Consider the following 21,502-nt stretch of genomic DNA (forward strand, 5'->3'; position numbering starts at 1 on the left):
AGTCGTCCTGATAGCGAGTTGTATTGAGGCCGAAGCCGATCAATCTGTTTCAAATTCTACCTGATGGAGTGGCAACCCGACAACGCCCTTCCCAACGTGGCTGCTCTCTACCGTAAAGAAAAGAGCATCGTCGATCCACAGATGATGAACATTTTCGGTCTGGGTGCCCTCGGAAAGAGCCGCGACGAGTGAATACACACCTTGGGGAAGATAAGGCAACTCCAACTCGAAACAGGCTTCGAAGGTCGTTCCCGCGAGGACAGAATAAGGCGCATTACCATAGGCTAGGTGCGTGTTCTCACCAAAGACAACCTGCCCACGTTCGTCTCTAATCTGGAAGCCGACGAGAGCCTGCTCAATATTGATGGTCGTGCTGTAGCGCAGGCGAATTTCGATAACTTGCCCACCATGCATTTCAGCGAGCCGTTGACCGTTCTCGTCGTAGAAGCCGATATCCAACAATTCAGCGTCACCGGTGCCGAACCAGGGCGCGTCTGGATCCAGGGGACCGATGGCTAGCCGGCTGTCGGCCCCGACCTGCTCCAGACGGTCTTTTCGAATATCTGAGGTCGCGGGCACGCTTTTAAGGGTGGCAGTCTGAAACTCTTTTCTCTGATCGCCTTCGCGGGAGATTGCGGCGAGATAGTTGTGACAGACTTCCCGTGCCGGTCCCCGCTCCCTGATCACACCGCGATCAAGCCAGATGGCCTCGTCGCACAACGCCGTGATCGCCGCCGTGTCGTGCGAGACAAACAGCAGCGTCCCGTTCTCCTTGAACTTTCGCACAAAGCGCATGCATTTCTGATTGAACGCCGCGTCCCCCACCGACAGGATCTCGTCGACGATCAAAAGCTCCGCATCCACATGCGCCGCAACAGCGAACGCAAGGCGCGCATACATGCCGCTCGAATAGAGCTTCACAGGCTGGTCGATGAATTCGCCAATCGCCGCGAACTCCAATATCGCCGGCAACCGCTCCTCGATCTCCGAACTGCCAAGACCCAGAACGCTCGCCGCCAAGCGCACGTTCTCACGACCCGTGAATTCCGGATTGAACCCCGCTCCAAGCTCGATCAGCGCCGCTGCCCGGCCTTTGATCTCGACCGTTCCGCGCGTCGGCTCCAGCATGCCGCAAACCAGTTGCAGCAACGTGGACTTGCCGGCCCCATTGCGGCCCAGAATCCCGACCGTCGAACCTTTCGGAACCTCAAGATCAATGTCCTGAATCGCCCAGTGCTCGCGCCCGTACCGAACGCCAAACCGGCCAAGAAGCATCTGCTTGAAGCGGTCCTCCGGACGGTCGTACATCCGGTACGCCTTCCCAACACCGCTCAGACGGATCGCGACTTCAGAGGACATCGCTATCCACCCGCAGAACGGCGGTGTGCCGTGTCTCTTGCGAACAGCGCATTGCCCCAACGATGCTGCGTCATTTCAAGATGCTTGAGACGAAATCCCTTGCCGCGCATGTAGGCGTAAATCTGATCGAGGCTGCAATCGCCTTCGTACAATCCACCTTCATTCACTTCGGTTGAAATCCAATCCACCTTTGAGACGATGTCGTCCGCACCGGCCAGAACTTTCATCTCCGCTCCTTGCACATCGAGAACAAGGACATTGAGCTTCTGAAAGGGGAGATCAGGATTCTTTTTCTGGACATCGGCCAGCAACGTATCGAGACGGCAAGTCGTCAAGGAAACTTGATCAACCCAATGCACCTCAGGATGTTCACTGGAATGCCAGCCGAAATCCAACATGCTTGATGATGCGCCTTCGTTCGAAGACACTTTGAAAGACACGCTCTCGCCATCCTTGTCGGAGCACAGCGCGTTGATTGCCACATGACCTTCCGCACCACCGATGTGCGCCACAAGCCTTTCATAAATTGAAGGCAAGGCCTCGATGTATAGAACCGGGTTCAGCAATGCCCGCTGATAATCCTCAAATTCCTGTCCGCTGTGAGCACCGATATGAATGAGACCTTGAGGCGCGCCGCCAAGATCCTTGATCCATTGAATGGGACTTGTCATGCTGCAACCTCTGAATGAACAGATCTGAATTGAACGGATCGGAGCTTAGTCCCGACGAGTCCAAAAGAGAGCGTCCGATCGATCCGGATGAAACAGGCATCCAACCGCTTGTCCTCGATGGAAATCGTTTGCTCGTTCAAACGAAATGCATAGACGGAAACAGCATAGTCGCCAGGCTGTAGATGCGGCATTTCAAACCTGAACCGAACACGGAACCGGCGGCCGGGAATTGGCGCTTTCGGAACGTTCTCGATCAGCGTCGTATCATCGGAAAAGAGCAATTGGCCAAGCCGGTCCCGCACTTCGAACGCAAAGTGGACATCGTCCGCTGGAGCAAGGACATCGCATCCAATTTGCAAAGCAACGAGATCGCCGCCTTCACAAACGGTCTTTTGCGAACCGGCTTCATCAAGCAACATCACGTCATCAATTCGAACGGATGGATTGGTCACGCAATCGCCGAGACGATTGATTTCAGGAAGCGACGCCATTGGAATAGTTTTCCGGATCGTTTTTTCCGGAATCGGCAACAATGCAATTTCCTTGCGCTGTCCACCCGTCTGAAACTCTTTTCTCTGATCGCCTTCACGGGAGATTGCGGCGAGATAGTTGTGACAGACCTCCCGCGCCGGTCCCCGCTCCCTGATCACACCGCGATCAAGCCAGATGGCCTCGTCGCACAACGCCGTGATCGCCGCCGTATCGTGCGAGACGAACAGCAGCGTCCCGTTCTCCTTGAACTTTCGCACAAAGCGCATGCATTTCTGATTGAACGCCGCGTCCCCCACCGACAGGATCTCGTCGACGATCAAAAGCTCCGCATCCACATGCGCCGCAACAGCGAACGCAAGGCGCGCATACATGCCGCTCGAATAGAGCTTCACCGGCTGGTCGATGAATTCGCCAATTGCCGCGAACTCCAGTATCGCCGGCAACCGCTCCTCGATCTCCGAGCTGCCAAGACCCAGAACGCTCGCCGCCAGGCGCACGTTCTCACGACCCGTGAATTCCGGATTGAACCCTGCACCAAGCTCGATCAGCGCCGCTGCCCGGCCTTTGATCTCGACCGTTCCGCGCGTTGGCTCCAGCATGCCGCAAACCAGTTGCAGCAACGTGGACTTGCCGGCCCCGTTGCGGCCCAGAACCCCGATCGTCGAGCCTTTCGGAATCTCAAGGTCAACGTCCTGAACCGCCCAGTGCTCGCGCCCGTACCGAACGCCAAACCGCCCAAGCAGCATCTGCTTGAAACGATCCTCGGGGCGGTCGTACATCCGGTACGCCTTCCCCACACCGCTCAGACGTATCGCTATCTCAGAGGACATCGGCAAATCCGTGCCGCGTGCGGATAAAGAAAGCATAGCCAAGCCAGGCAATGACAACGCCGATTACAAGATTGAGGCCCCACATCGAGAGACTGGGAACGATTCCATCGAAGAAGAGATCGCGAAAATTCTGGATCGGTGCCGTTACGGGGTTGAGGTAAATGAGCGGCCGATATTTCTCGGGGATCAGCGTGATCGAATAGAACACGGGACCCAGCAGCATCAGGAGATTGGTGATGAACGGGACGACGACGCGAAGATCCCGCAGATACACGCCGGCCGCAGCAAACAACCATCCAAGACCAAGGACGATCAGCACGAGTGGAAGAAGCGCGAGAGGCGCCAGAAGCGACGTGATCGGTGGCACCCCGACGAATACGAAGTAAAACAACAAAAAAATAAGGAATGACAATCCGAGATTGAACAAGGCAACCACGATCTGAATCCAGACCGTCGTCTCCAACGGGAAAGGAACCTTTTTGACGAAGGTCGCGTATTCCAAAATGATCCCTGGCGCGCGCCCGATCACCTCGGCAAAAAAGGTGAAGATGATCAGGCCGCTGAAGATCACCAACGGATAGTTCAACTCCCGCCCAGCCTGCCCCTGCCACCGCAGCCCCAGAACGGTCGAAAACACGAACGCATAGCTGGACATCATGATCAGGGGGATGAGAACGGTCCAGGCACCGCCGAAAATCGACCCTCGGAACCGGGAGTAAATGTCACGCGACGCGAGATTCCCGATCAGAGTCCGATTGTCCCAAAAGGACCGAATGAGAGCCCCGAAACCAATAGGTCCACGCTCACCCGACCTGAATCCAGTGCGACTGACTAATGCCATTGGAGTGCTGTGTCTCTCTCAACGAATAAAGGCGCTTTTGGCCAAAAGCTTAGGCCCCAATAGCGGGTCTCAAAATCAACAGGCACCGAACTTAGAGCGAGCCCCTTTTCAGGGCTAACCATATCAAAACCATGTGCTTTTCTTCGCGCGTGCGGTGCTTTATAGGTCCATGTCGAATTAGAAGCAAGCGACTGTCCTGACAGCCCGCGACTGGCGATTGTGAGGGGGAGCCGCGGGCAACAAAGGGACAATTTTCCTTATACCTTCTCTATTTCGCCGACATCCCCTCCTTGCACGCGCCGCCTGTGCGGACAGATCAAGCGGCCCCTCCCCTCGAACCAGGCAATCGAATGACCAACGACACGATCAAGAACTTTGTCCAGCTCGCCAAGGATCCTGCCAATGAAGAGCAGGTCGCTGCGGCCCTGCAGGAGATCCTCCCGGATTACGTTCGCTGGGTATGGGGACGCGATTCAGTTTACCGTCGTTGGTTCAATCGATGGCAGGCGGCGGGCGTCACCCTCATGCCCAACCATTATTACAGCCCCGTCCCGGACATGACCCAGCTGTCCGACGCCGCGATAACCCGGCGTTCAAGCATGGTCGGCATCGACATGAACGATTCAGGGCAACTCGAGCTGCTCGGCAAGCTCGAGCAATACAAGCAAGAATACATTCAGTTCAACAACAACGCCCCCAACAATGAAGGGCGCTTCTTCTTCAAGAATGGCGTCTTTGAAAAAGTCGACGCTGAAGTTCTTTATTGTATGATTCGGCTATTGAAGCCGAAACGGGTCGTCGAAATCGGATCTGGCTTCAGCACGTTGCTTTCCGCAGCAGCGACAGCCGCCAATAATGCGGAGGGAATTTCCACGGAACTTATCGCGATCGAGCCCTATCCCAATGACATTCTTTTGAATTCATTACCGACCCGGACAACGCTTATTCGCGAACCGGTTGAAAAAGTACCGCTTTCTCTTTTCACCGAACTCGGTGAAAACGATATCGTCTTCATTGACAGCACGCACGTTATTCGGTGCGGGAACGACGTCGACTATGAATACTTTGAGATCCTTCCTCGCCTCAAGCCGGGCGTCGTAATCCACGTTCACGACATCTTCCTGCCCCTGCCCTATCCCAGCAACTGGCTCAAGGATGAGCACATTTTCTGGAACGAACAGTATCTCCTGGCCGCTTTCCTGGCTTTCAATGACAAGTTCAAGGTTCTTTGGGGCGGGTGCCACATGCACCTCAACCACCCTGAGCGCCTGAAGAGCGCTTTCCCTGGCTACTCACCGACCGAGCACCTGCCGGGAAGTTTCTGGATGAAGCGCGTCGGGTAACCCGAGTTATGGCATCGCGATCGACTATCAGATCGCGATGCCGACTTTCTTCTTTATGGCGGAAACCCAGTTCAATCCGCGATGGTGCCAAGCATCAAGCCTGTCAGCGCCGACAACCGGCGACAATGCGATGTGCGTGATTGTCAGCAAAAAGCTGGCGGACATCATATAAGGCGGCCATACGCGGACTGCCCTTCGCACCAGAAGGGTTGATCTGCGCCGCAGTTGATGGGCCAGCAATAAATGTTGGCTCATGGTGAGAAGACGATCGCCATAATGGCGCCTGGCCTTCAGAGACTCCCGCAAACGGCGCGGCCACGGAAGAAATTTCTTGAACCGCTGAAATGTTTCGAATTCCTCCCGATACATTTCGTCCGTTCGGGTAACCGTCTTCGTACCCTGAACGAGGCGAAAGCCGGCAAGCGTCTGATCCAGAACGCGGAATGGAGTGATCCTGGCAACGCGCAGCCAGTATTCATAGTCCATAACCATCTGAAGTTCAGCATTAAAAAGGCCGATTTCGGACATCAGCGATCGGCGCCAGAACGTCGCCTGCTGAGGAATGCAAAACAGCCGCTCCCAGCCCCAGTAGCAAATCAGATCCTGAAAATTGTTATATTTTGCCCGGATAAGCCCGATGGTCTTCGAGTTTTCGTCAATGTAGTCGCAATTGCCGACGACGATCCTTGTCTCCGGCTCATTTTTGAAGACCTCTGCAATCGCAGCCAGCGCCCCTGGGCGATAGACATCATCTGAATTCAGATAAGCGACAATCTCGCCGGAGGACATCAGAACGCCCTTGTTGATGGCGTGCGTCTGCCCCTTGTCCCGCTCCGAGATCCATTTGATCTGCGGGAACCGCCGAAGGACATCCAGGGTCTCGTCCGTCGATCCCCCATCGGCGACTATGACTTCAAGATTAGGATATTTTTGATCGAGGATGGAGCGTATCGTTTCCTCGATATAGGGCCCCTGATTGTACGATGGAACAACCACCGAAATACGAGGGATGCCCGAGGTTCGTGCATTGTCACCCGGAAGCAAAGCTTCAAAATACGAGACATTGTCAGCAAGCAACCGATTGGCGCTGAAGTTGTCGCGAGCGCGATTTCGCATCTCTGACGAGATGCGTTCTAGCCGCGTCTCGTCCGCCATCAGCCGTCGTAACGCCCGAGCAAGATCATCGGCATTTCCATTTTCGAAGCACAACGACGGATCACCGACGAGATCTGTCAGCGCCGTTCTACTGGAAACGACTGGCACGCATCCCATTCGCATCGCCTCAATGGCGACCATACCAAACGACTCAAAGGCCGAAGGCACGACCAAGAGTCGAGCTTTCGCATAAAGGCTTTGCACCTCTGCGTGCGGCAGCTTACCTCGATAGACGACACGATGCGCAAGATGTTCAGGCAGCAGGCGACGGCAGTGCTCCCACGTCGTTTCTCCCGAGGGAGAATCCTGATCCTCTCCAACCACCTCAAAGCGCCAGTCCGGAAATTCATCGGCAATCTGCACAAACGCAGCGACAGCCAGATCTGGGCGCTTGTGGCCCAAAACCAACCGCCCTACGAAAAGGATTATCTTTTCACGATTGGCGCCCACGGACTTCTCGCCCGAGTCATCTTCCCCAAAATTCAGAATCGTCCGGTCGGCTGCCGGCGCATCGAAGTCTTCTTGCACGACATCGTCGATAAACGAAGATGACGCAATCCGAACATCGGCAGAGTGGATAGATTGCTTCTCAAGCGCCCTAACAAATTCAGACGGCGGCCAGGTCACAAGTCCACGCTTGACGAGCGTGTGATAGGCCGTGTGGTAACGCGTTATGGTCTTTGCGCCCGGTAGCCTTGCCACATTGATCAATGCGTTAATGCCGAGATGCTCATGCCCCTCGATGATATCGAAGGGTGCAATCGCATGTCGCTGACGGACAGCCTGGAGCATTGCCGAAGCCAGCCCGAATGCGAAAGCGCCGAGATCCTTATTACCGCCAAGAGCGTCATTGGAACCTGGGCCCACCACATCGTGAGGCGCCAGAATGCGATGAACAGTAACGCCATCCTGCTTCGTTAAAGTCGACCCATTCAGGCTTTGGCAGAAGACCTCCACATCATGCCCCGCCTTCGCAAGATGCCGCGCGAACACGTGGTAGAAAGAGCCAATCCCACCCCAGTCGGTTTCAGGCGGGTACTCCCGTGTGACGAACGCGACACGCATGAAGCGCGATCCCTCCAACTACGCGCCAACCAACCCGCCGGCCTTGCGACGCGTGTCGATGACATACAGAACATTGTTCCCGTCGTTATAGGGCACGACACGCAGGTCGTCCTCCGGGACCCCCAGGCGACGAATGTAGCTGCGCATAAAACCCTGGTTCGCCACGAACCCGTGGTGGGCACAATCCGGAGAGACGCTCAGGTTGAGCAAGTTGTGACGATCGTCTCCACCATTGAAGTGCGGAACGTCGATAATGACCCATCGCCGCGAAATGCGGATCATTTTGTAAATGGCGAACAAAGGAAAGAACAAGTGATCGAGCACCGTGCTCATGAACACGAGATCGTATCGGTCGTTCGGCAATTTAATTTGCTCATGCTCATTTGAGAGCAGGCCTGTCTCCTGACTATCATCGGGATGAAACAGCATGAAGTCGCTCTGCCTGAACTCGACGTTCTTTAGACCGAGCGTATTCGCTGCCCAGCGAGCATTGTCCAACCAGTGAGGCGCGACATCCAAACCAAGAACGGATCGTGCTCCCTTTCTCGCAAACTCAAGCGAGAAAAAGCCGCAATTCGAACCGATCTCAAGACAATCCAATCCTGCCGGATCGGGCATCAGAGGTTGGATCTCATTCCATTTGGGCTGTGGCCTGCGGATTGCTGCTTCCTCAAGCGATATACCGCCGATCACATTATCCCACGCGGCATCGAGCATCGCGTTGTCTGGATCGTCCGTCGTGCTCACACCATGCTCGGGAAACTCGATGCGTTGATACCAGGGGCGTCGCGCCGCAATCTGCTTTTCAAGCTCGTCCTTTGTCAGCATGGGATTCAGTGCTTTCGTTTAAAGTTCAAATTCTGGGAGGACCGCCGGCATCGAAACCGATCTGTCCGTGCGAAATGGGAGTCCGCTCAATGCCGGTGACTTTGAAGCCTCGACCTCAATTTGTGCCGCAATTTGAGAATGACTTTGTTGATCAGCTTACCCTTCAACACATTGAGCTCAGCATCGCGCTGTGCCGAATGCTCCTGAAGCGCTCGAAGCTGCGCGTTGACATCGACCAGCTGTGCGAGAAGCGAATTTCTGTTCGCGTCGACCGCGGCCAGCTCCTCTTCGAGCCTGGCAAGCTTCTCGAGGGCCATCTTGATCGGCTTCGTGCTCGCGATAGGCTCCAGTTGAAGCCGTGCAGCAATCGTACGCACACCGTCATCGTCTGTGGCGAGCGTCTCTGCAGCGGCACAAGACTGCCAGGACGATGCAGAGAGAGCTTGCGCGAAAGCCTGTTCATACGCAGCCGCCTGCCGATTGAGAGTGTCAAGCTTGGCTACTGAAGCCGCTGCCCACCCCATGCGACGCAGGAGCGGTAGATCGCCAACCATCTCAACGATGGCCGACGACATCCCGTCAAGATCGAAGGGTTCGATCAGGCGACCGTTCTGCGCATCAACAACGGTTTCTGGAATCCCTCCAATCCGAAAAGCAATGACCGGCGTGCCGCAAGCCATCGCTTCCAGCATCACATTTGGCTGGTTGTCTTCGATTGAAGGCAGTACGCACAGATCTGCTGCATTGTAGATCTCGCTCAGCCGCCTGTCGTTATCGACCCAACCCAGGTTGATGAAAGGAACGCCGAGTTCTTCGAGATCCCGATCCGACTTGCCAAATGACAGGAAACGAATTTGCCCCGCCCTGACGAGTTCCGAAAATTCAGGATCGGCAAGACAGCGCTGCAGGGTGCCCAGAAGCTGGGCATACCCCTTTCTGCGTTCGGAGTTGTCGTACACGCCGAAGAGGATTGCTCGCGTATTGTCGTCCAGTCCCAACTCCCGGCGCACCTCCTGGCGGCGCGCAACGCGGAAGATGTCGGTTTCGATGGAGTTGCGGATAACTTGCACCGGCTTCTGGAAGACGCCGCTTCCATTCGCCTGCTCGGCAAGCCATGCGGATGGCGAAATCGCATGAACGTTCGGCTTGCCATACCGCTTCCGCTTGGCTTCGAGGCTGTATCGAACGAGACCGAGTTCGTCGGGGCTGACCTGATGGCACGGGTTGCACTGGGCCTCGAATCCCTTGCACCCGGCAGAATAGTGGCATCCACCCGTGAAATGGGCCATGTCATGCAATGTAAAGAGCGTCGGGATCCCCAAATCGATCAGATCCCCTAGACTTTGCGGGGACATCATGAACCCCGTCCAATGAACGTTCAGGATGTCGTACGATCTGAAGACTGGATTGCTTGCAATATCAAATCCGTAAATCTGGGTTGAAAAGCAAGTATTCGATAATGCAGTACGGCGTGCTGTTACATAATCATAATCAAGGAAAGAACTGCCGGCCCGAATAAAATGGGTCTCGTGCACACCGTCGGCAGCCCGTGAGATCTTGATCTCATGGGCGGGATCATGAACGGCTCCCGCGACGAAAACGTCCACCGTGTGGCCCCGCGCGCGGAGGCCCTTCGCCAGCCTCTGCATGGCGCGTGGCGCGCCGCCGGAGGACGCCTCGGTACTCAACATCGCTATGCGCAAGGGGTGTCCTAACGTTTCAATCGCCCTAAAGTCCGGACATAGCGGATCTGTTTTCTCAGATCAATTGCGGCGGTCGTGGCTTAAATAGGTCGACCCTCTCATCCTATATGAAAAAGGAGGCCCCCTTCGGCGTATAGTATTGAGCTCGCCGTGAGACGACCAAGTCGTGCTCTTCGAGCCTGTTTCACCAGTATGAGCTTGAGACTGGAGACCTAGAACTTTGCCTCAGCCCACCGCTGCGCCGACAATTTCGTCATAATTCTCCAGGGCTTCGTCGATGGGGCCGTCGAACATCAAGCGGCCACGCTGGAGAACGAGACCGCGTGTGCAGAATTTCCGCAGAATATCCGGATCGTGGGAGGAAAGCACGACGATGGGTGCGCGCTCGATAAAGCTTTCAAGACGCTTGTTAGCCTTCGCGATGAAGGCGGCATCGCCTGCGCCGATGCCTTCGTCAACCAGGAGAATATCGGCATTGACCGCCGTTGAAACAGCGAAAGCAAGCCGCGCCACCATTCCGGCAGAATACGTGCGGATCGGCATATCAAGGAACTCCCCGAGCTCGGAGAATTCAGCGATCTCGTCCGCCTGCTGCTCGATCTCGGTGCGCGTCAGGCCGAGATAAAGGCCACGCAGCAGGATGTTTTCATAGCCCGTCGAATCCTGGTCCATACCAAATGCGGTGTCGAACAGGGCGGCGACGCGACCCTTCACGTCCATTGTGCCGGAGGCGGGGTGGTAGATCCCGGCCATGGCACGCAGAAGCGTGCTCTTTCCGCTGCCGTTGTGTCCGATCAACGCGATGCGGTCGCCAGGACCGAATTTGAAATTGACGTTGTCGAGGGCTTGGATCTCGACATAGCGCGCTGACTTGCCGGCCACCCGGCCACCTGTCGTCCGTGCGAGAAGCTGGTTCTTGATCGAACGGGCGGACGACGTGAACACCGGATAGCTGACGCAGACATCACGAGCTTCGACTGTAGCCATCTTAAGAACTCCAGAGACGGGCCGAGGATCAAGGCATTTTCCGCAGGCGCCGTTTCAAAGGGCCTGCTGGGGCCGTCTAGATCCAATAGGCGAGTTTGCTGCGGGACCGGGCGTAGACCGTCAAAGCCACGGCCCAACCCACAACCGCCATGCCGATGCAGGCTCCCCAGATCCCGATGGACGGCGACGTGCCCAAAATAGGAATACGAACGACTTCGAGGAGATAGGTGAACGGGTTGATATAAGCGACCCACCGCCGATCTTCGGGCAGGAAACTGATTTGCCAGAAAACGGGGGTCCCGAGGAAAAGCGCCGAAATAAAGGTTTGAATAATAACGGGAATGTCGCGGTATCGCGCACCAAGGGAGCCGAGGAGAATGACCATCCAGACGAGGTTCGCGACAACAAGCACAAGCGCCGGAAACACGAGGAGCGTCGCCCATGCCAGATGGACCTGGGCGAAGATCATGACGAGCACGATCACCGTCGCATTGTGCAGAAGATAGATCGCCTGCTGCCAGATGAGCCGAAAAACGTGCAGCGGCAGCGGCGCGGGGATCTGCTTGATCGTCGCGCTCGACGCGATGAACACGCTGGAGCCATCCACGAGGCAGCTCGAGATGAAGCCCCATATAATAAGGCCGGTCGCGGCAAGCGGCATGAAGGTCGCAATGTCCTGACGGAACAGGCCCGAATAAACGATGGACATGAAGCCGATGATGAAGGCGCTCGCCAGCGTGATCCAGAAGGGCCCGAGAAACGACCGACGATAGCGCTGACGCACATCGTGCCAGCCGAGAAACAGCCAGAGATCTGCCCGCTTCAGACTCTCAAAGAGATCGACGATCTCAGCCTTAAACATCTTTCAAAACAATGCCTTAATGTAATATCGTTTTTCCAAGGACCGCATGACGGAGCGATTGGCCAACAGCCAATACAAGGGGATCGCGTCATGGACACTGGATGAACGACGGGGAAGCACCATTTTCCAGCCGTTCATGATGCCAACAATCAAGGCATTCCCTTCCCCCGGGAGCGATCATAAAATCTCCCTATTCTTGCGGCGGGTTTGGGGCGTCAGGAGTATGGAATGCGGCTTTTGCCCCGACGAGATCCGGTTTCCTTGTCGGCACGCATTCTCGCCTGCCTGCTTCTTTTTGCCGGGAGCGAGGCCAAGGCTTTTGACTTTTTCGGCCTTTTTGGCACGAAAGAACAATCTCCAGCGCCCTCCCAGACTGCCCTGCCCTATAGCCTGATCTTCGAGATCGAAGGGGGCGGGCGGGCCCTCACCAGCCTTCTGCAGGAAGCCTCGAGCCTCTATCGCCTGCGAGACGACGCCCCCGTGGATGGGGATTCCCTCGCCCGCAGGGGGCAGGCGGACCTCGCTCCCCTGCTCGATGCCCTTTGGGGCGCGGGCTTTTACAACGCCACCGTGGAAATCGATGTCGCAGGCGCACGGCTGGCTTTCAACGGCAGCCCCGCCGCCGCGGCAAGCGCCGCCGAGCGATATCGCGGAGCCTCAGTGGTGCCGGTCAAGGTCCGGGCCGTTCCCGGTCCGCTTTTCAGTCTCAGGCGGATCGAGGTGATCGACGCCGGCACGATGCGGCTTTTCTCCCCGGAGGAGCTTCCACCGCAAGCTATCGGGATCAAGCCGAGAGATCCGGCGCGGTCCGCCGATCTCAAGGCGGCCGAAGCCAGCATCCTCGATCATTTCCGGACAACGTCCCACCCTCTGGTGAAGACGGTGGCGTTGCAACCCGTGGTGAACCACGCCACGCAGACGATGGACGTGACTTACGTCATAGCGCCCGGCCCCATCGCCCCCTTCGGCGAGATCGGCGTTTCAGGAACGCAGAACGTTCCTGCCTCCGTCGTCCGCTCATTCGTTTACGTGGAGCCCGGCGATCCCTATTCGCCGAAGGCCATCGCCGATACCCGAAAATCCGTCGCCACCATCCCGGCCCTGGGCTCCGTGCGCATCCGGGAGGCGGATCGGCTCGACAGCCAGGGCCGACTGCCGATCTTCGTCGAGACGACAGAGCGAAAGCCCCGGCTCGTCGGATTGTCGGCCAACTATTCCACCATCGATGGCCCGGCCCTGCGCGCTTATTGGGAACATCGCAACCTCTTCGGCGGCGCGGAGCGGCTGCGTCTTGAATCCGATCTCCTCCTTCTACCGCGCAACGACGGCACACGCATCAAGCGCATCGAGGATCTCGATTGGTCCGACCTCGGCGGGCGCTTTCGCGCCAGCTTCCTCAAGCCCGCGCTTTACGGCTCGCGAAATGACCTTCTCATCGATGGCCTGATCGAGCGTACGAGAACCGGCGGTGACAGGTTCGGCGGTTACACGAGCCGCCTTGCCGATGGCACCGCCGTGATCCGTCATCGCTTCAGCGAGGCGTTCTCGGTTCAGGCGGGCCTGCAACTGCAGAAGGGGCAGACGAGCGACGTGCTTGGCGAGGTCGATTACTTTCTTGTCGGAACGCCCGCATCCCTGACCTACGATTCGACGGATCGGCCCCTCGATCCGACACGCGGCTGGCGCATCACCGCATCGCTCGCGCCCTACCCCGCCTTTCTCGGTTCGACCGTCAACATGTTCGTCGCGAAGGGAACGGCCTCAACCTATTATGCGCTCGACGACGAGGCGCGCTACATTCTCGCGGGCCGCATCGGCCTTGGCTCGATTGCCGGCCCATCCCTCGACGAGATTCCCGCCAACTGGCGCTTCTTTGCGGGCGGCGGCGGATCGGTGCGCGGCTATCGCTACCAGAGCCTCGGCCCGATGGGGCCTTTCGGTTTTGTAGTCGGCGGGCGCAGCCTGTTCGAAGCCTCGCTCGAAGCACGCATCAAGATCACCGACACCATCGGCATCGTTCCCTTCATCGATGCGGGCAATGCCTTCGATGCCGTCGCGCCGTCATTCAACGACAAGCTCTTCGTCTCGGCGGGTCTTGGCTTGCGCTATTACACACCCATCGGCCCGATCCGCCTGGACGTCGCAACACCTCTCAACAGGCGCGAGGGAGACAAGCCTGTCGCGATCTATGTCAGCATAGGGCAGTCATTCTGATGGGCACCCTGCGCCGCATTCTCGCATCGCTTGCAATCCTCGTTCTGATCGTCGGCGCGCTGACGATCTTTGCGGAGACGCCGCGAAGCGACGAGACGGACAAAGGCTATCTCGCCGATTTCATTTCCCGCGCGCTTTCGACGCCGACCTCGCGCGTTTCCATCGGCGCGGTCGACGGCGTGCTCTCGTCCGATTCCACGATCCGCAACATCACCATCGCCGACAGGGACGGTGTCTGGCTGCGACTCGACCAGGCACGCTTCGTCTGGCGGCGCACGGCGCTTCTCTTTCGACGTCTCGAGATCGAGCGGCTGGAGATCGGCAAGCTCGAAATTCTCCGCAAGCCACTCCCCTCGGAGGAGCCTGTTCCCGGCGCGGACCAACCCCTTCTGCCCGAGCTACCGGTGAAGGTCGAAGTCAGGGCTTTCTTGCTGCAGGAACTTGCGCTTGGCGAGCCGATCCTTGGCATCGCCGCGCGCCTTGCCGCATCGGGCGATGCGTCTCTCGGCGATCCATCCGAGGGCCTTCGCCTGAACTTCGAAGCGCACCGTCTCGACGCGCCGGGGCAGGTGAACGCCCGGCTGACTTACGCGCAGCAGGCTCTCGAAATCTCCCTGACACATGACGAGCCCGCAGGCGGCATCCTCGCTCGCGCCCTCAACATTCCCGGCCTTCCGCCTGTCAGGCTAACCCTCGACGGCAAGGGCACGCTCGATATGTTCGACGCGCAACTCGCCTTCACCGCTGGCGACACCATCGGCGCGACGGGAACCGCGCATTTGCGGCGCGACGGTGCGGAGCGACAGCTCGATCTCGACATGAGCGCACAGGTCGAAGGCCTCCTGCCGCAACCTGTCGGACCAGTCTTTGCAGGCACTACGCGTCTGCGCGCGCAGACGCTGTTTGCAGGCGATGGCGGCTTCACCATTCCTGAATTGTCGCTCGTCTCCCAAACCGCGAGGCTCGACGCCACGGGCCACCTCGGCGCGGACAGGACCCTCGATTTCAAGGTCAACGCCCGCGCGATCCCGGGCACACAAGGAAAGACTATTGCCGGCGGCGCCGAGATCGGCTCCTTCACCTTTGACGGAACCGTCACGGGCACATTGTCGGCCCCGCATGTCTCCGGCACGTTGAGCGCACAAAACGCGAGTTTGCCTTCAGGCCGTTTTGCCAAGCTCGATGCGAACTTCTCCGCGATACCGAACGGAGACATTTCCGATCCCGCAACGCGCATCGCCCTTGTTGCGGACCTGAACGCCAGTGGCCTCAATCTTGCGGACGCCGCGCTCGCCAAGGCGGTGGGCGACACGTTGAAACTCTCGGTGCGCGCAAGCGTCTCGCCCGAGCGAACGGCGGATGTCGAGACGGCGCAGATCGCGACACCGACAATGGAAGCGCGTTTTACGGGGCGCGTCGGCTCGGAGGATGCAACCGGCACCCTGCAGGTGAAAGTGCCCGATCTCTCGCGCTTCGGCGATGTCTCTTCTCTCGCGTTGAAAGGGGCGCTTGACCTTCGCGCCGATGTGCGCGGGCTAATGTCGAAAGGTCCCGTCGTCGCAACGCTGAGCGGCAAGGCGACTGGTGTTGGCACGGGTCTCCAGCCTGTCGATGGCCTCATGGGCGGCCAGGTCTCCGTTTCCGGTGGTGTGAGCCTTTTGCGCGGCGGCGGATTCGGCTTCCGCCAGTTCGTTCTCGCCGGCGCACATGCGAGCGCAACGTTTGACGGCGACGTGCGCCCGAGCAAGGTGGATGTCAACGCGACCATCGATCTTCCGGCATTGCAATATGCAGACAAGCGATTGGCAGGCAAAGGACAGGTCCTTGCTCACGCCACCGGCACGCTCAACCGCCCTGATGTCAGCGCTCGCGCCGTTCTCTCCGATGCGAAGGCACTCGGGCGAGCAATCCCCCGCCTTGAACTTGAGACAACGATCAATGACATTTTCGGCAACTTCGATGCCAGAATGACGCTGCGCGGCGAAATCGACCGGAAGCCCGCGAATGGCCGATTGCATGTCGCAAAGAAGGTCGATGGCGGTTGGCTTCTCGACAGCCTCGACATCACTATCGGCTCCGTTCATGCGCGAGGGAACCTGACACGCGATACGAACAGGCTCGTCAACGGACACATTGCCCTTGATGCCAAGGATCTCGACGATCTTTCGCCGCTTGTGCTGTCCCCCCTTTCCGGATCCATCAATGCCGACATTCGGCTCGATGCTGCAAACGGTCGGCAAAATGTCGGCATCGACGCGCAAGGGAAAGGCGTCAGCATCGCCAACATCAAGATCGGGCAATTCGTCGCGAAGGCGATGCTCAGCGCCATTTACGCAAAGCCCATTGTCGATGGCGTCATCTCCATCGATCAGGCGTCCGTCTCTGGCGAAACCTTCTCGCAAGTGAGAATCGACGCGAAAGGTGCGGCAAGCGCGAGTGACATCACTGTAACAGCGCAAGCACGGGGCTTCTCTCTCGATGCACGTGGGCGACTCGTTCCGGCAGATCGCATCCGCTTCGAGATCGCAAGCTTCACCGCTCGCCGCGATGGACGCCGGATCGCCCTTTCACAACCGGCGACGATCACGTTGATCGAGAGCGGCTTGGAAATGCGCGGCTTCATCCTCGCAATCGATGCCGGCCAGCTCTCGCTCGACGGAGTTATCGGCTCCGCGCTCGATTTGAGGATCGATGCCGAAGCCGTTCCTTTGAGCGCAGCGGATATTTTCATGCCGGGCCTCGGGGTGACCGGAACCGTCAACGGGAACGCGCGGGTGACGGGAACGGCGCAAGCTCCTGCAGGCGATTGGCGCATTCGTGTCTCACGCCTCACCCGCGAAGCGGGATTGCCACCCGTCGATATGGCGGCGGAGGGGCGGCTTGCGAACGGGCGAACGACCCTCAACGGCACGCTCGATGCGGGACGCTCCGGAACTTTGCGCATCTCCGGGAGCGCGCCTCTCTCTCAATCCGGGGCACTCGATCTCACGACGCAGGGACGTCTCGATCTCGGCGTAGCAAACACCTTCCTCTCAGCCTCGGGACAGCGCATGTCCGGAAGCGTCGTGCTGGACATGCGCCTATCGGGCACCGTCTCATCGCCGCAAATGGATGGAACGATCACCGTATCGGGTGGCGGTTTTACGGATGCGGAGCAGGGTATCCGGATTCAAAACATTCAAGGCCGTATGATTGCGCACGGCAGCGATGTGACCATCGAGAACCTTTCCGCCAGAACCCCAAACGGTGGCAGCCTGAATGCCAGTGGCCGCATACGGGTCGACCCGCAGGCAGGCTTTCCGGGTGAGATCAGAATTTCAGGGCAACGGGCGCAGCTGGTATCGAGCAATCTCGTCACCGGCACCGCCAATCTCGCCCTCGACATCTCGGGACCGCTCGCGCAACGCCCACGGATCAGCGGAAAGGTCGATGTGATCTCAACCGACATTACCGTGCCTGAGAACCTGCCCGCGACGACGCGTCCGCTCCCCGGAACGAAGCATCTTCATCCGACACCGGAGGCGAAGGCGCGCCTGGCGCTGGCCGCACGCGCAAAGCGCAACGAACGCCGCGCTCGGGCTTTCGATGCCGCCCTCGATCTCACGATCGCTGCGCCAAGCCGGATCTTCGTGCGCGGACGCGGCATCGACGCGGAACTCGGCGGCGACTTGCGCCTGACGGGAACGCTCGCGAACCCTACCGCCACCGGCGCGTTCGATCTGAGGCGCGGGCGCTTGACCGTGCTTGGCCGCAGGCTCGATTTCACGCGCGGGCGTGTGTCGTTGACGGGGAACCTCATTCCGGATCTGGACTTCATGGCCGAAAGCCGCTCCAGCAGCATCACGGCTTATGTCGCTGTCACGGGCCCCGCTGATGCGCCGCAATTCACCTTCACGTCCGACCCCACGCTGCCGCAGGATGAGGTGCTCTCGCAGATTCTGTTTGAGAAACCGTCCGGCAGTCTCTCCGCCGGTCAGGCGCTTCAGCTCGCACAAGCCGCCGCGCAACTCGCGGGCGGCAACAATGTGTTCGAGCAATTGCGGCGTTCGCTCGGGGTGGACAACCTCGATATTTCGGTTGGCGCACAGGGCGGCCCGACGGTCGGCCTTTCACGCGCCATCGGTGACCGCGTGAGCATCGGTGTGAAGGCAGGAGCGAAGCCTGAGGATAGCGGCATTTCGGTCGATATCGACGTGACCCGCCGCATTCGCGTGCAAGGCGGCGTCGGCGCGACGGGAGACACGTCCATCGGCGTCGGCGCAGAGTGGGAATATTAGGCGGACGTCAATTCGCCCGCGCCCGCCCAAAAGAAACGAAGCGCCGATTGTCCCGGCGCTTCGATCATGTGTTAGCGATCAAGGCCCGCGAGAAGCATGTACTTCATCTCGACGAATTCTTCGACACCGTGGCGTGAGCCTTCGCGCCCGATGCCGCTTTCCTTGACGCCACCGAAGGGTGCGACCTCAGTTGCGATCAGACCCGTGTTCACGCCGACCATGCCGTATTCCAGCTCTTCCGCCACACGGAACACGCGGCCAAGATCGCGGGCATAGAAATAGGCCGCGAGGCCAAACTCGGTGGCGTTGGCCTGCGCAATCACATCGGCCTCGTCCTTGAAGCGATAGACCGGCGCCACGGGGCCGAACGTTTCCTCCCGCGTGATGCGCATGGAGGTGTCGACATTGGCAAGCACCGTCGGTTCGAAGAAGCTGCGGCCGAGCGCGTGACGCTTGCCGCCCGTGAGCACTTTCGCACCACGCCCCACTGCATCGGCGATATGCTGCTCGACCTTGTCCACCGCCTTCATGGTGATGAGCGGGCCCTGCACGACACCTTCCTCGACACCGGAGCCGACCTTCATCTGCGACACGCGCTTGGCGAGCTTGTCGACGAAGGCATCGTAAATGCCCTCCTGCGCATAAATGCGGTTGGCACACACACAGGTCTGGCCCATGTTGCGGAACTTGGAGACGATGGCGCCTTCCACCGCCGCATCGATATCCGCATCGTCAAAGACGATGAAGGGTGCGTTGCCGCCAAGCTCGAGGCCCACTTTCTTCACCGTGGACGCTGCCTGCTGCATGAGCAGCTTGCCGACGGCGGTCGAACCAGTAAAGCCGATGAAGCGCACGATGGGATGCTCGGTCATGACCTTGCCGATAGCGGGAGCATCGCCCGTAATCACGTTCAAAACGCCTGCCGGAATGCCAGCGCGCTCGGCAAGAGCAGCGAGGGCCAAAGCCGTCAGCGGCGTCTCAGGTGCGGGCTTGATGACGGCGGTGCAGCCTGCGGCAAGCGCGGGCGAAACCTTACGGGTAATCATCGCCGCCGGGAAATTCCACGGCGTGATCGCGGCGATGACGCCGATGGGCTGGCGCGCCACGACGATGCGCGCGTCGCCGCGATGGCTCGGGATGGTCTCGCCATAAATGCGCTTGGCTTCTTCCGCATAGAACTCCACGAAGGACGCGGCATAATCGACCTCGCCGCGCGCCTCGGCGAGGGGTTTGCCCTGCTCGCTCGTCATGATGAGTGCGATGTCTTCCTTGTTGGCGATGATCAGGTCGAACCAGCGACGCAGGATGTTGCTGCGCTCCTTGGCGGTTTTCTTCGACCAGAGCTTGAACGCCGCCGCAGCGGCCTCGATGGCGCGCGTCGCCTCATCAGCGCCGAAGCGCGGCACGCGCGCGAGAAGTTCGCCCGTCGCCGGGTTCTCGACCGGATCGACCGGCTGGCCCGTCCAGGCGCCATCGATAAGGCAGGCTTCGCGAAGAAGGGTTGGATCGCGCAAGATCATTGTAAACCGCACTGTTTCGAAAAGTGAGAAGCGGCCCGCTTCGTCACGGGCCGCCGGGATTGATCAAATTTATGCCGCGAGCGCCGCCTCGAGCAAGTCGAGCCCCTCGTCGATCACCTTATCGTCAGCGGTCAGCGGCACCAGAATGCGGATGGTGTTGGCATAGACACCACATGAGAGCAGAACCAGGCCCTTCTCATAAGCCGCCGTGGTAATACGCTTCGTCGCCTCCGCATCCGGAATGTCGGTGCCCGGCTCCTTGACGATGTCGAAGGCGACCATGCCACCCGGACCACGGATCGCGGCAATCGGCGTCACGTCATTGCGGCGCTGGATTGCTTCAAGACGCGCCTTGATGCGCTGGCCGATGACGTTGGAGCGCTCGACGAGCTTTTCCTTCTCGAACACGTCGAGCACGGCAAGCGCGGCGGCGCAGGAGAGCGGATTGCCGGCATAGGTTCCGCCAAGTCCGCCCGGCTCCGCCGCGTCCATGATCGCCGCGCGGCCGACGACGCCGGAGAGCGGGAAGCCGCCAGCCAAGCTCTTCGCCACGCAAATCAGATCCGCCGCGACATCGTAATGCTCCATCGCGAACATCTTGCCGGTGCGGCCAAAGCCCGTCTGCACTTCATCGGCCACGAGAACGATGCCGTGCTCGTCGCAGATTTTGCGAAGCGCGCGCATCAGTTCCGCCGGGGCCTGATGGAAGCCGCCCTCGCCCTGCACGGGCTCGACGATGATTGCCGCCACGCGCGAAGGATCGACATCGGCCTTGAAGAGGAAGTTGAGATATTTCAGCGAATCCTCGACCTCGACGCCGAGCTGAGGCACCGGGAACGGCACATGCCAGATCTCCGGCTGAGCGGGGCCGAAGCCCTTCTTGTAGGGCACCACCTTGCCGGTCATGTTCATCGCCATGATCGTGCGTCCATGGAAACCGCCGGTGAAGGCGATGACGCCTGAGCGGCCCGTCGCCGCGCGGGCGATCTTGATCGCGTTCTCCGTGGCCTCCGCGCCAGTCGTGAAGAAGACCGACTTGGCAGGCTCGGAGATCGGCGCAATGGCGTTCAGCCGCTCCGCGAGGGCGATGTAGGATTCATACATCAGCACCTGGAAGCAGGTGTGAGTGAAAAGCTCCATCTGAGCCTTCACCGCCTCCATGACAGCCGGGTTGCGGTGGCCGGTGTTCAACACCGCGATACCGCCCGCAAAGTCCACATAGCGCTTGCCCTCCACGTCCCAAACCTCGGCATTCTCGGCCCGGGCGGCGGAAATGGGGGTGGAGTGGCCGACACCGCGCGGAATGGCGGCCTGGCGGCGGGCAAGAAGCTCTGCATTGGTGGTCATGGATGAAA

Annotated in this window: 14 protein-coding genes; 3 read left to right on the plus strand and 11 right to left on the minus strand. The window is 59.1% G+C overall.

Features of this window, described 5'->3' with window-relative positions; all coding sequences use genetic code 11:
* Nucleotides 1–39: 39 nt before the first annotated feature.
* From DQW91_RS06825 to DQW91_RS06840, 4 genes are read right to left on the minus strand one after another with little or no spacing between them, the layout of a single operon-like run.
* Nucleotides 40–1,359: an ABC transporter ATP-binding protein gene (locus DQW91_RS06825; RefSeq protein WP_112662822.1), complete on the minus strand. Its 1,320-nt coding sequence runs from the start codon at nucleotides 1,357–1,359 to the stop codon at nucleotides 40–42.
* Between the two features lie 2 nt (nucleotides 1,360–1,361).
* Nucleotides 1,362–2,030 (minus strand): FkbM family methyltransferase, encoded by a 669-nt coding sequence (locus DQW91_RS06830; protein ID WP_112662823.1) that lies wholly within the window; start codon nucleotides 2,028–2,030, stop codon nucleotides 1,362–1,364.
* Nucleotides 2,027–3,301: an ABC transporter ATP-binding protein gene (locus tag DQW91_RS06835; protein ID WP_245410929.1), complete on the minus strand. Its 1,275-nt coding sequence runs from the start codon at nucleotides 3,299–3,301 to the stop codon at nucleotides 2,027–2,029. The genes DQW91_RS06830 and DQW91_RS06835 overlap by 4 nt, the downstream gene beginning before the upstream one ends.
* A 40-nt stretch (nucleotides 3,302–3,341) precedes the next feature.
* Nucleotides 3,342–4,193 (minus strand): ABC transporter permease, encoded by an 852-nt coding sequence (locus tag DQW91_RS06840; RefSeq protein ID WP_112662825.1) that lies wholly within the window; start codon nucleotides 4,191–4,193, stop codon nucleotides 3,342–3,344.
* A 350-nt stretch (nucleotides 4,194–4,543) separates the two neighbouring features.
* On the opposite strand from DQW91_RS06840, the gene DQW91_RS06845 reads away from it, so the two are divergent.
* Complete coding sequence (locus tag DQW91_RS06845; RefSeq protein WP_112662826.1) at nucleotides 4,544–5,536, plus strand: class I SAM-dependent methyltransferase; 993 nt, start codon at nucleotides 4,544–4,546, stop codon at nucleotides 5,534–5,536.
* Between the two features lie 27 nt (nucleotides 5,537–5,563).
* Here DQW91_RS06845 and DQW91_RS06850 read toward each other — a convergent pair whose 3' ends face one another.
* The 5 genes from DQW91_RS06850 to DQW91_RS06870 form a co-directional block, all read right to left on the minus strand.
* Nucleotides 5,564–7,756, minus strand: coding sequence for a glycosyltransferase (locus DQW91_RS06850; protein ID WP_112662827.1), 2,193 nt, complete (start codon nucleotides 7,754–7,756; stop codon nucleotides 5,564–5,566).
* Between the two features lie 18 nt (nucleotides 7,757–7,774).
* Nucleotides 7,775–8,584, minus strand: coding sequence for a class I SAM-dependent methyltransferase (locus tag DQW91_RS06855; RefSeq protein WP_112662828.1), 810 nt, complete (start codon nucleotides 8,582–8,584; stop codon nucleotides 7,775–7,777).
* A gap of 86 nt (nucleotides 8,585–8,670) precedes the next feature.
* Nucleotides 8,671–10,275, minus strand: a complete 1,605-nt coding sequence (locus tag DQW91_RS06860; protein WP_112662829.1) for a glycosyltransferase — start codon at nucleotides 10,273–10,275, stop codon at nucleotides 8,671–8,673.
* Between the two features lie 237 nt (nucleotides 10,276–10,512).
* Nucleotides 10,513–11,274: an ABC transporter ATP-binding protein gene (locus tag DQW91_RS06865; RefSeq protein WP_112662830.1), complete on the minus strand. Its 762-nt coding sequence runs from the start codon at nucleotides 11,272–11,274 to the stop codon at nucleotides 10,513–10,515.
* A gap of 76 nt (nucleotides 11,275–11,350) precedes the next feature.
* Complete coding sequence (locus tag DQW91_RS06870; protein WP_112662831.1) at nucleotides 11,351–12,136, minus strand: ABC transporter permease; 786 nt, start codon at nucleotides 12,134–12,136, stop codon at nucleotides 11,351–11,353.
* A gap of 228 nt (nucleotides 12,137–12,364) precedes the next feature.
* Here DQW91_RS06870 and DQW91_RS06875 point away from each other — a divergent pair, with 228 nt between their 5' ends.
* Nucleotides 12,365–14,350 carry an autotransporter assembly complex protein TamA gene (locus DQW91_RS06875; protein ID WP_112662832.1) on the plus strand — a complete coding sequence of 662 codons (1,986 nt, stop codon included), beginning with the start codon at nucleotides 12,365–12,367 and terminating at the stop codon, nucleotides 14,348–14,350.
* Nucleotides 14,350–18,627, plus strand: a complete 4,278-nt coding sequence (locus DQW91_RS06880; RefSeq protein WP_112662833.1) for a translocation/assembly module TamB domain-containing protein — start codon at nucleotides 14,350–14,352, stop codon at nucleotides 18,625–18,627. Before DQW91_RS06875 ends, DQW91_RS06880 begins: the two co-directional genes overlap by 1 nt.
* A gap of 71 nt (nucleotides 18,628–18,698) precedes the next feature.
* Here the strand turns inward: DQW91_RS06880 and DQW91_RS06885 are convergent, their stop codons facing one another.
* A complete protein-coding gene (locus DQW91_RS06885; RefSeq protein WP_112662834.1) occupies nucleotides 18,699–20,147 on the minus strand; it encodes an NAD-dependent succinate-semialdehyde dehydrogenase in 1,449 nt (482 codons plus the stop codon).
* Nucleotides 20,148–20,216: 69 nt separating this feature from the next.
* Entirely contained in the window at nucleotides 20,217–21,494 is a 1,278-nt protein-coding gene (gene gabT, locus DQW91_RS06890; RefSeq protein WP_112662835.1) for a 4-aminobutyrate--2-oxoglutarate transaminase, read from the minus strand.
* Between the last annotated feature and the right edge of the window lie 8 nt (nucleotides 21,495–21,502).

It is taken from the genome of Microvirga flavescens (assembly GCF_003290125.1).
Lineage (GTDB): Bacteria > Pseudomonadota > Alphaproteobacteria > Rhizobiales > Beijerinckiaceae > Microvirga > Microvirga flavescens.

Excerpts from the sequence above, each read along its gene's own strand:
- DQW91_RS06845 (WP_112662826.1), top strand. The coding sequence starts at position 4,544 with ATGACCAACGACACGATCAAGAACTTTGTCCAGCTCGCCAAGGATCCT.
- DQW91_RS06850 (WP_112662827.1), bottom strand. The coding sequence starts at position 7,756 with ATGCGTGTCGCGTTCGTCACACGGGAGTACCCGCCTGAAACCGACTGG.
- DQW91_RS06875 (WP_112662832.1), top strand. The coding sequence starts at position 12,365 with ATGCGGCTTTTGCCCCGACGAGATCCGGTTTCCTTGTCGGCACGCATT.
- DQW91_RS06835 (WP_245410929.1), bottom strand. The coding sequence starts at position 3,301 with ATGTACGACCGCCCCGAGGATCGTTTCAAGCAGATGCTGCTTGGGCGG.
- DQW91_RS06865 (WP_112662830.1), bottom strand. The coding sequence starts at position 11,274 with ATGGCTACAGTCGAAGCTCGTGATGTCTGCGTCAGCTATCCGGTGTTC.
- DQW91_RS06830 (WP_112662823.1), bottom strand. The coding sequence starts at position 2,030 with ATGACAAGTCCCATTCAATGGATCAAGGATCTTGGCGGCGCGCCTCAA.
- gabT (WP_112662835.1), bottom strand. The coding sequence starts at position 21,494 with ATGACCACCAATGCAGAGCTTCTTGCCCGCCGCCAGGCCGCCATTCCG.
- DQW91_RS06840 (WP_112662825.1), bottom strand. The coding sequence starts at position 4,193 with ATGGCATTAGTCAGTCGCACTGGATTCAGGTCGGGTGAGCGTGGACCT.
- DQW91_RS06870 (WP_112662831.1), bottom strand. The coding sequence starts at position 12,136 with ATGTTTAAGGCTGAGATCGTCGATCTCTTTGAGAGTCTGAAGCGGGCA.
- DQW91_RS06855 (WP_112662828.1), bottom strand. The coding sequence starts at position 8,584 with ATGCTGACAAAGGACGAGCTTGAAAAGCAGATTGCGGCGCGACGCCCC.
- DQW91_RS06880 (WP_112662833.1), top strand. The coding sequence starts at position 14,350 with ATGGGCACCCTGCGCCGCATTCTCGCATCGCTTGCAATCCTCGTTCTG.
- DQW91_RS06825 (WP_112662822.1), bottom strand. The coding sequence starts at position 1,359 with ATGTCCTCTGAAGTCGCGATCCGTCTGAGCGGTGTTGGGAAGGCGTAC.
- DQW91_RS06885 (WP_112662834.1), bottom strand. The coding sequence starts at position 20,147 with ATGATCTTGCGCGATCCAACCCTTCTTCGCGAAGCCTGCCTTATCGAT.
- DQW91_RS06860 (WP_112662829.1), bottom strand. The coding sequence starts at position 10,275 with ATGTTGAGTACCGAGGCGTCCTCCGGCGGCGCGCCACGCGCCATGCAG.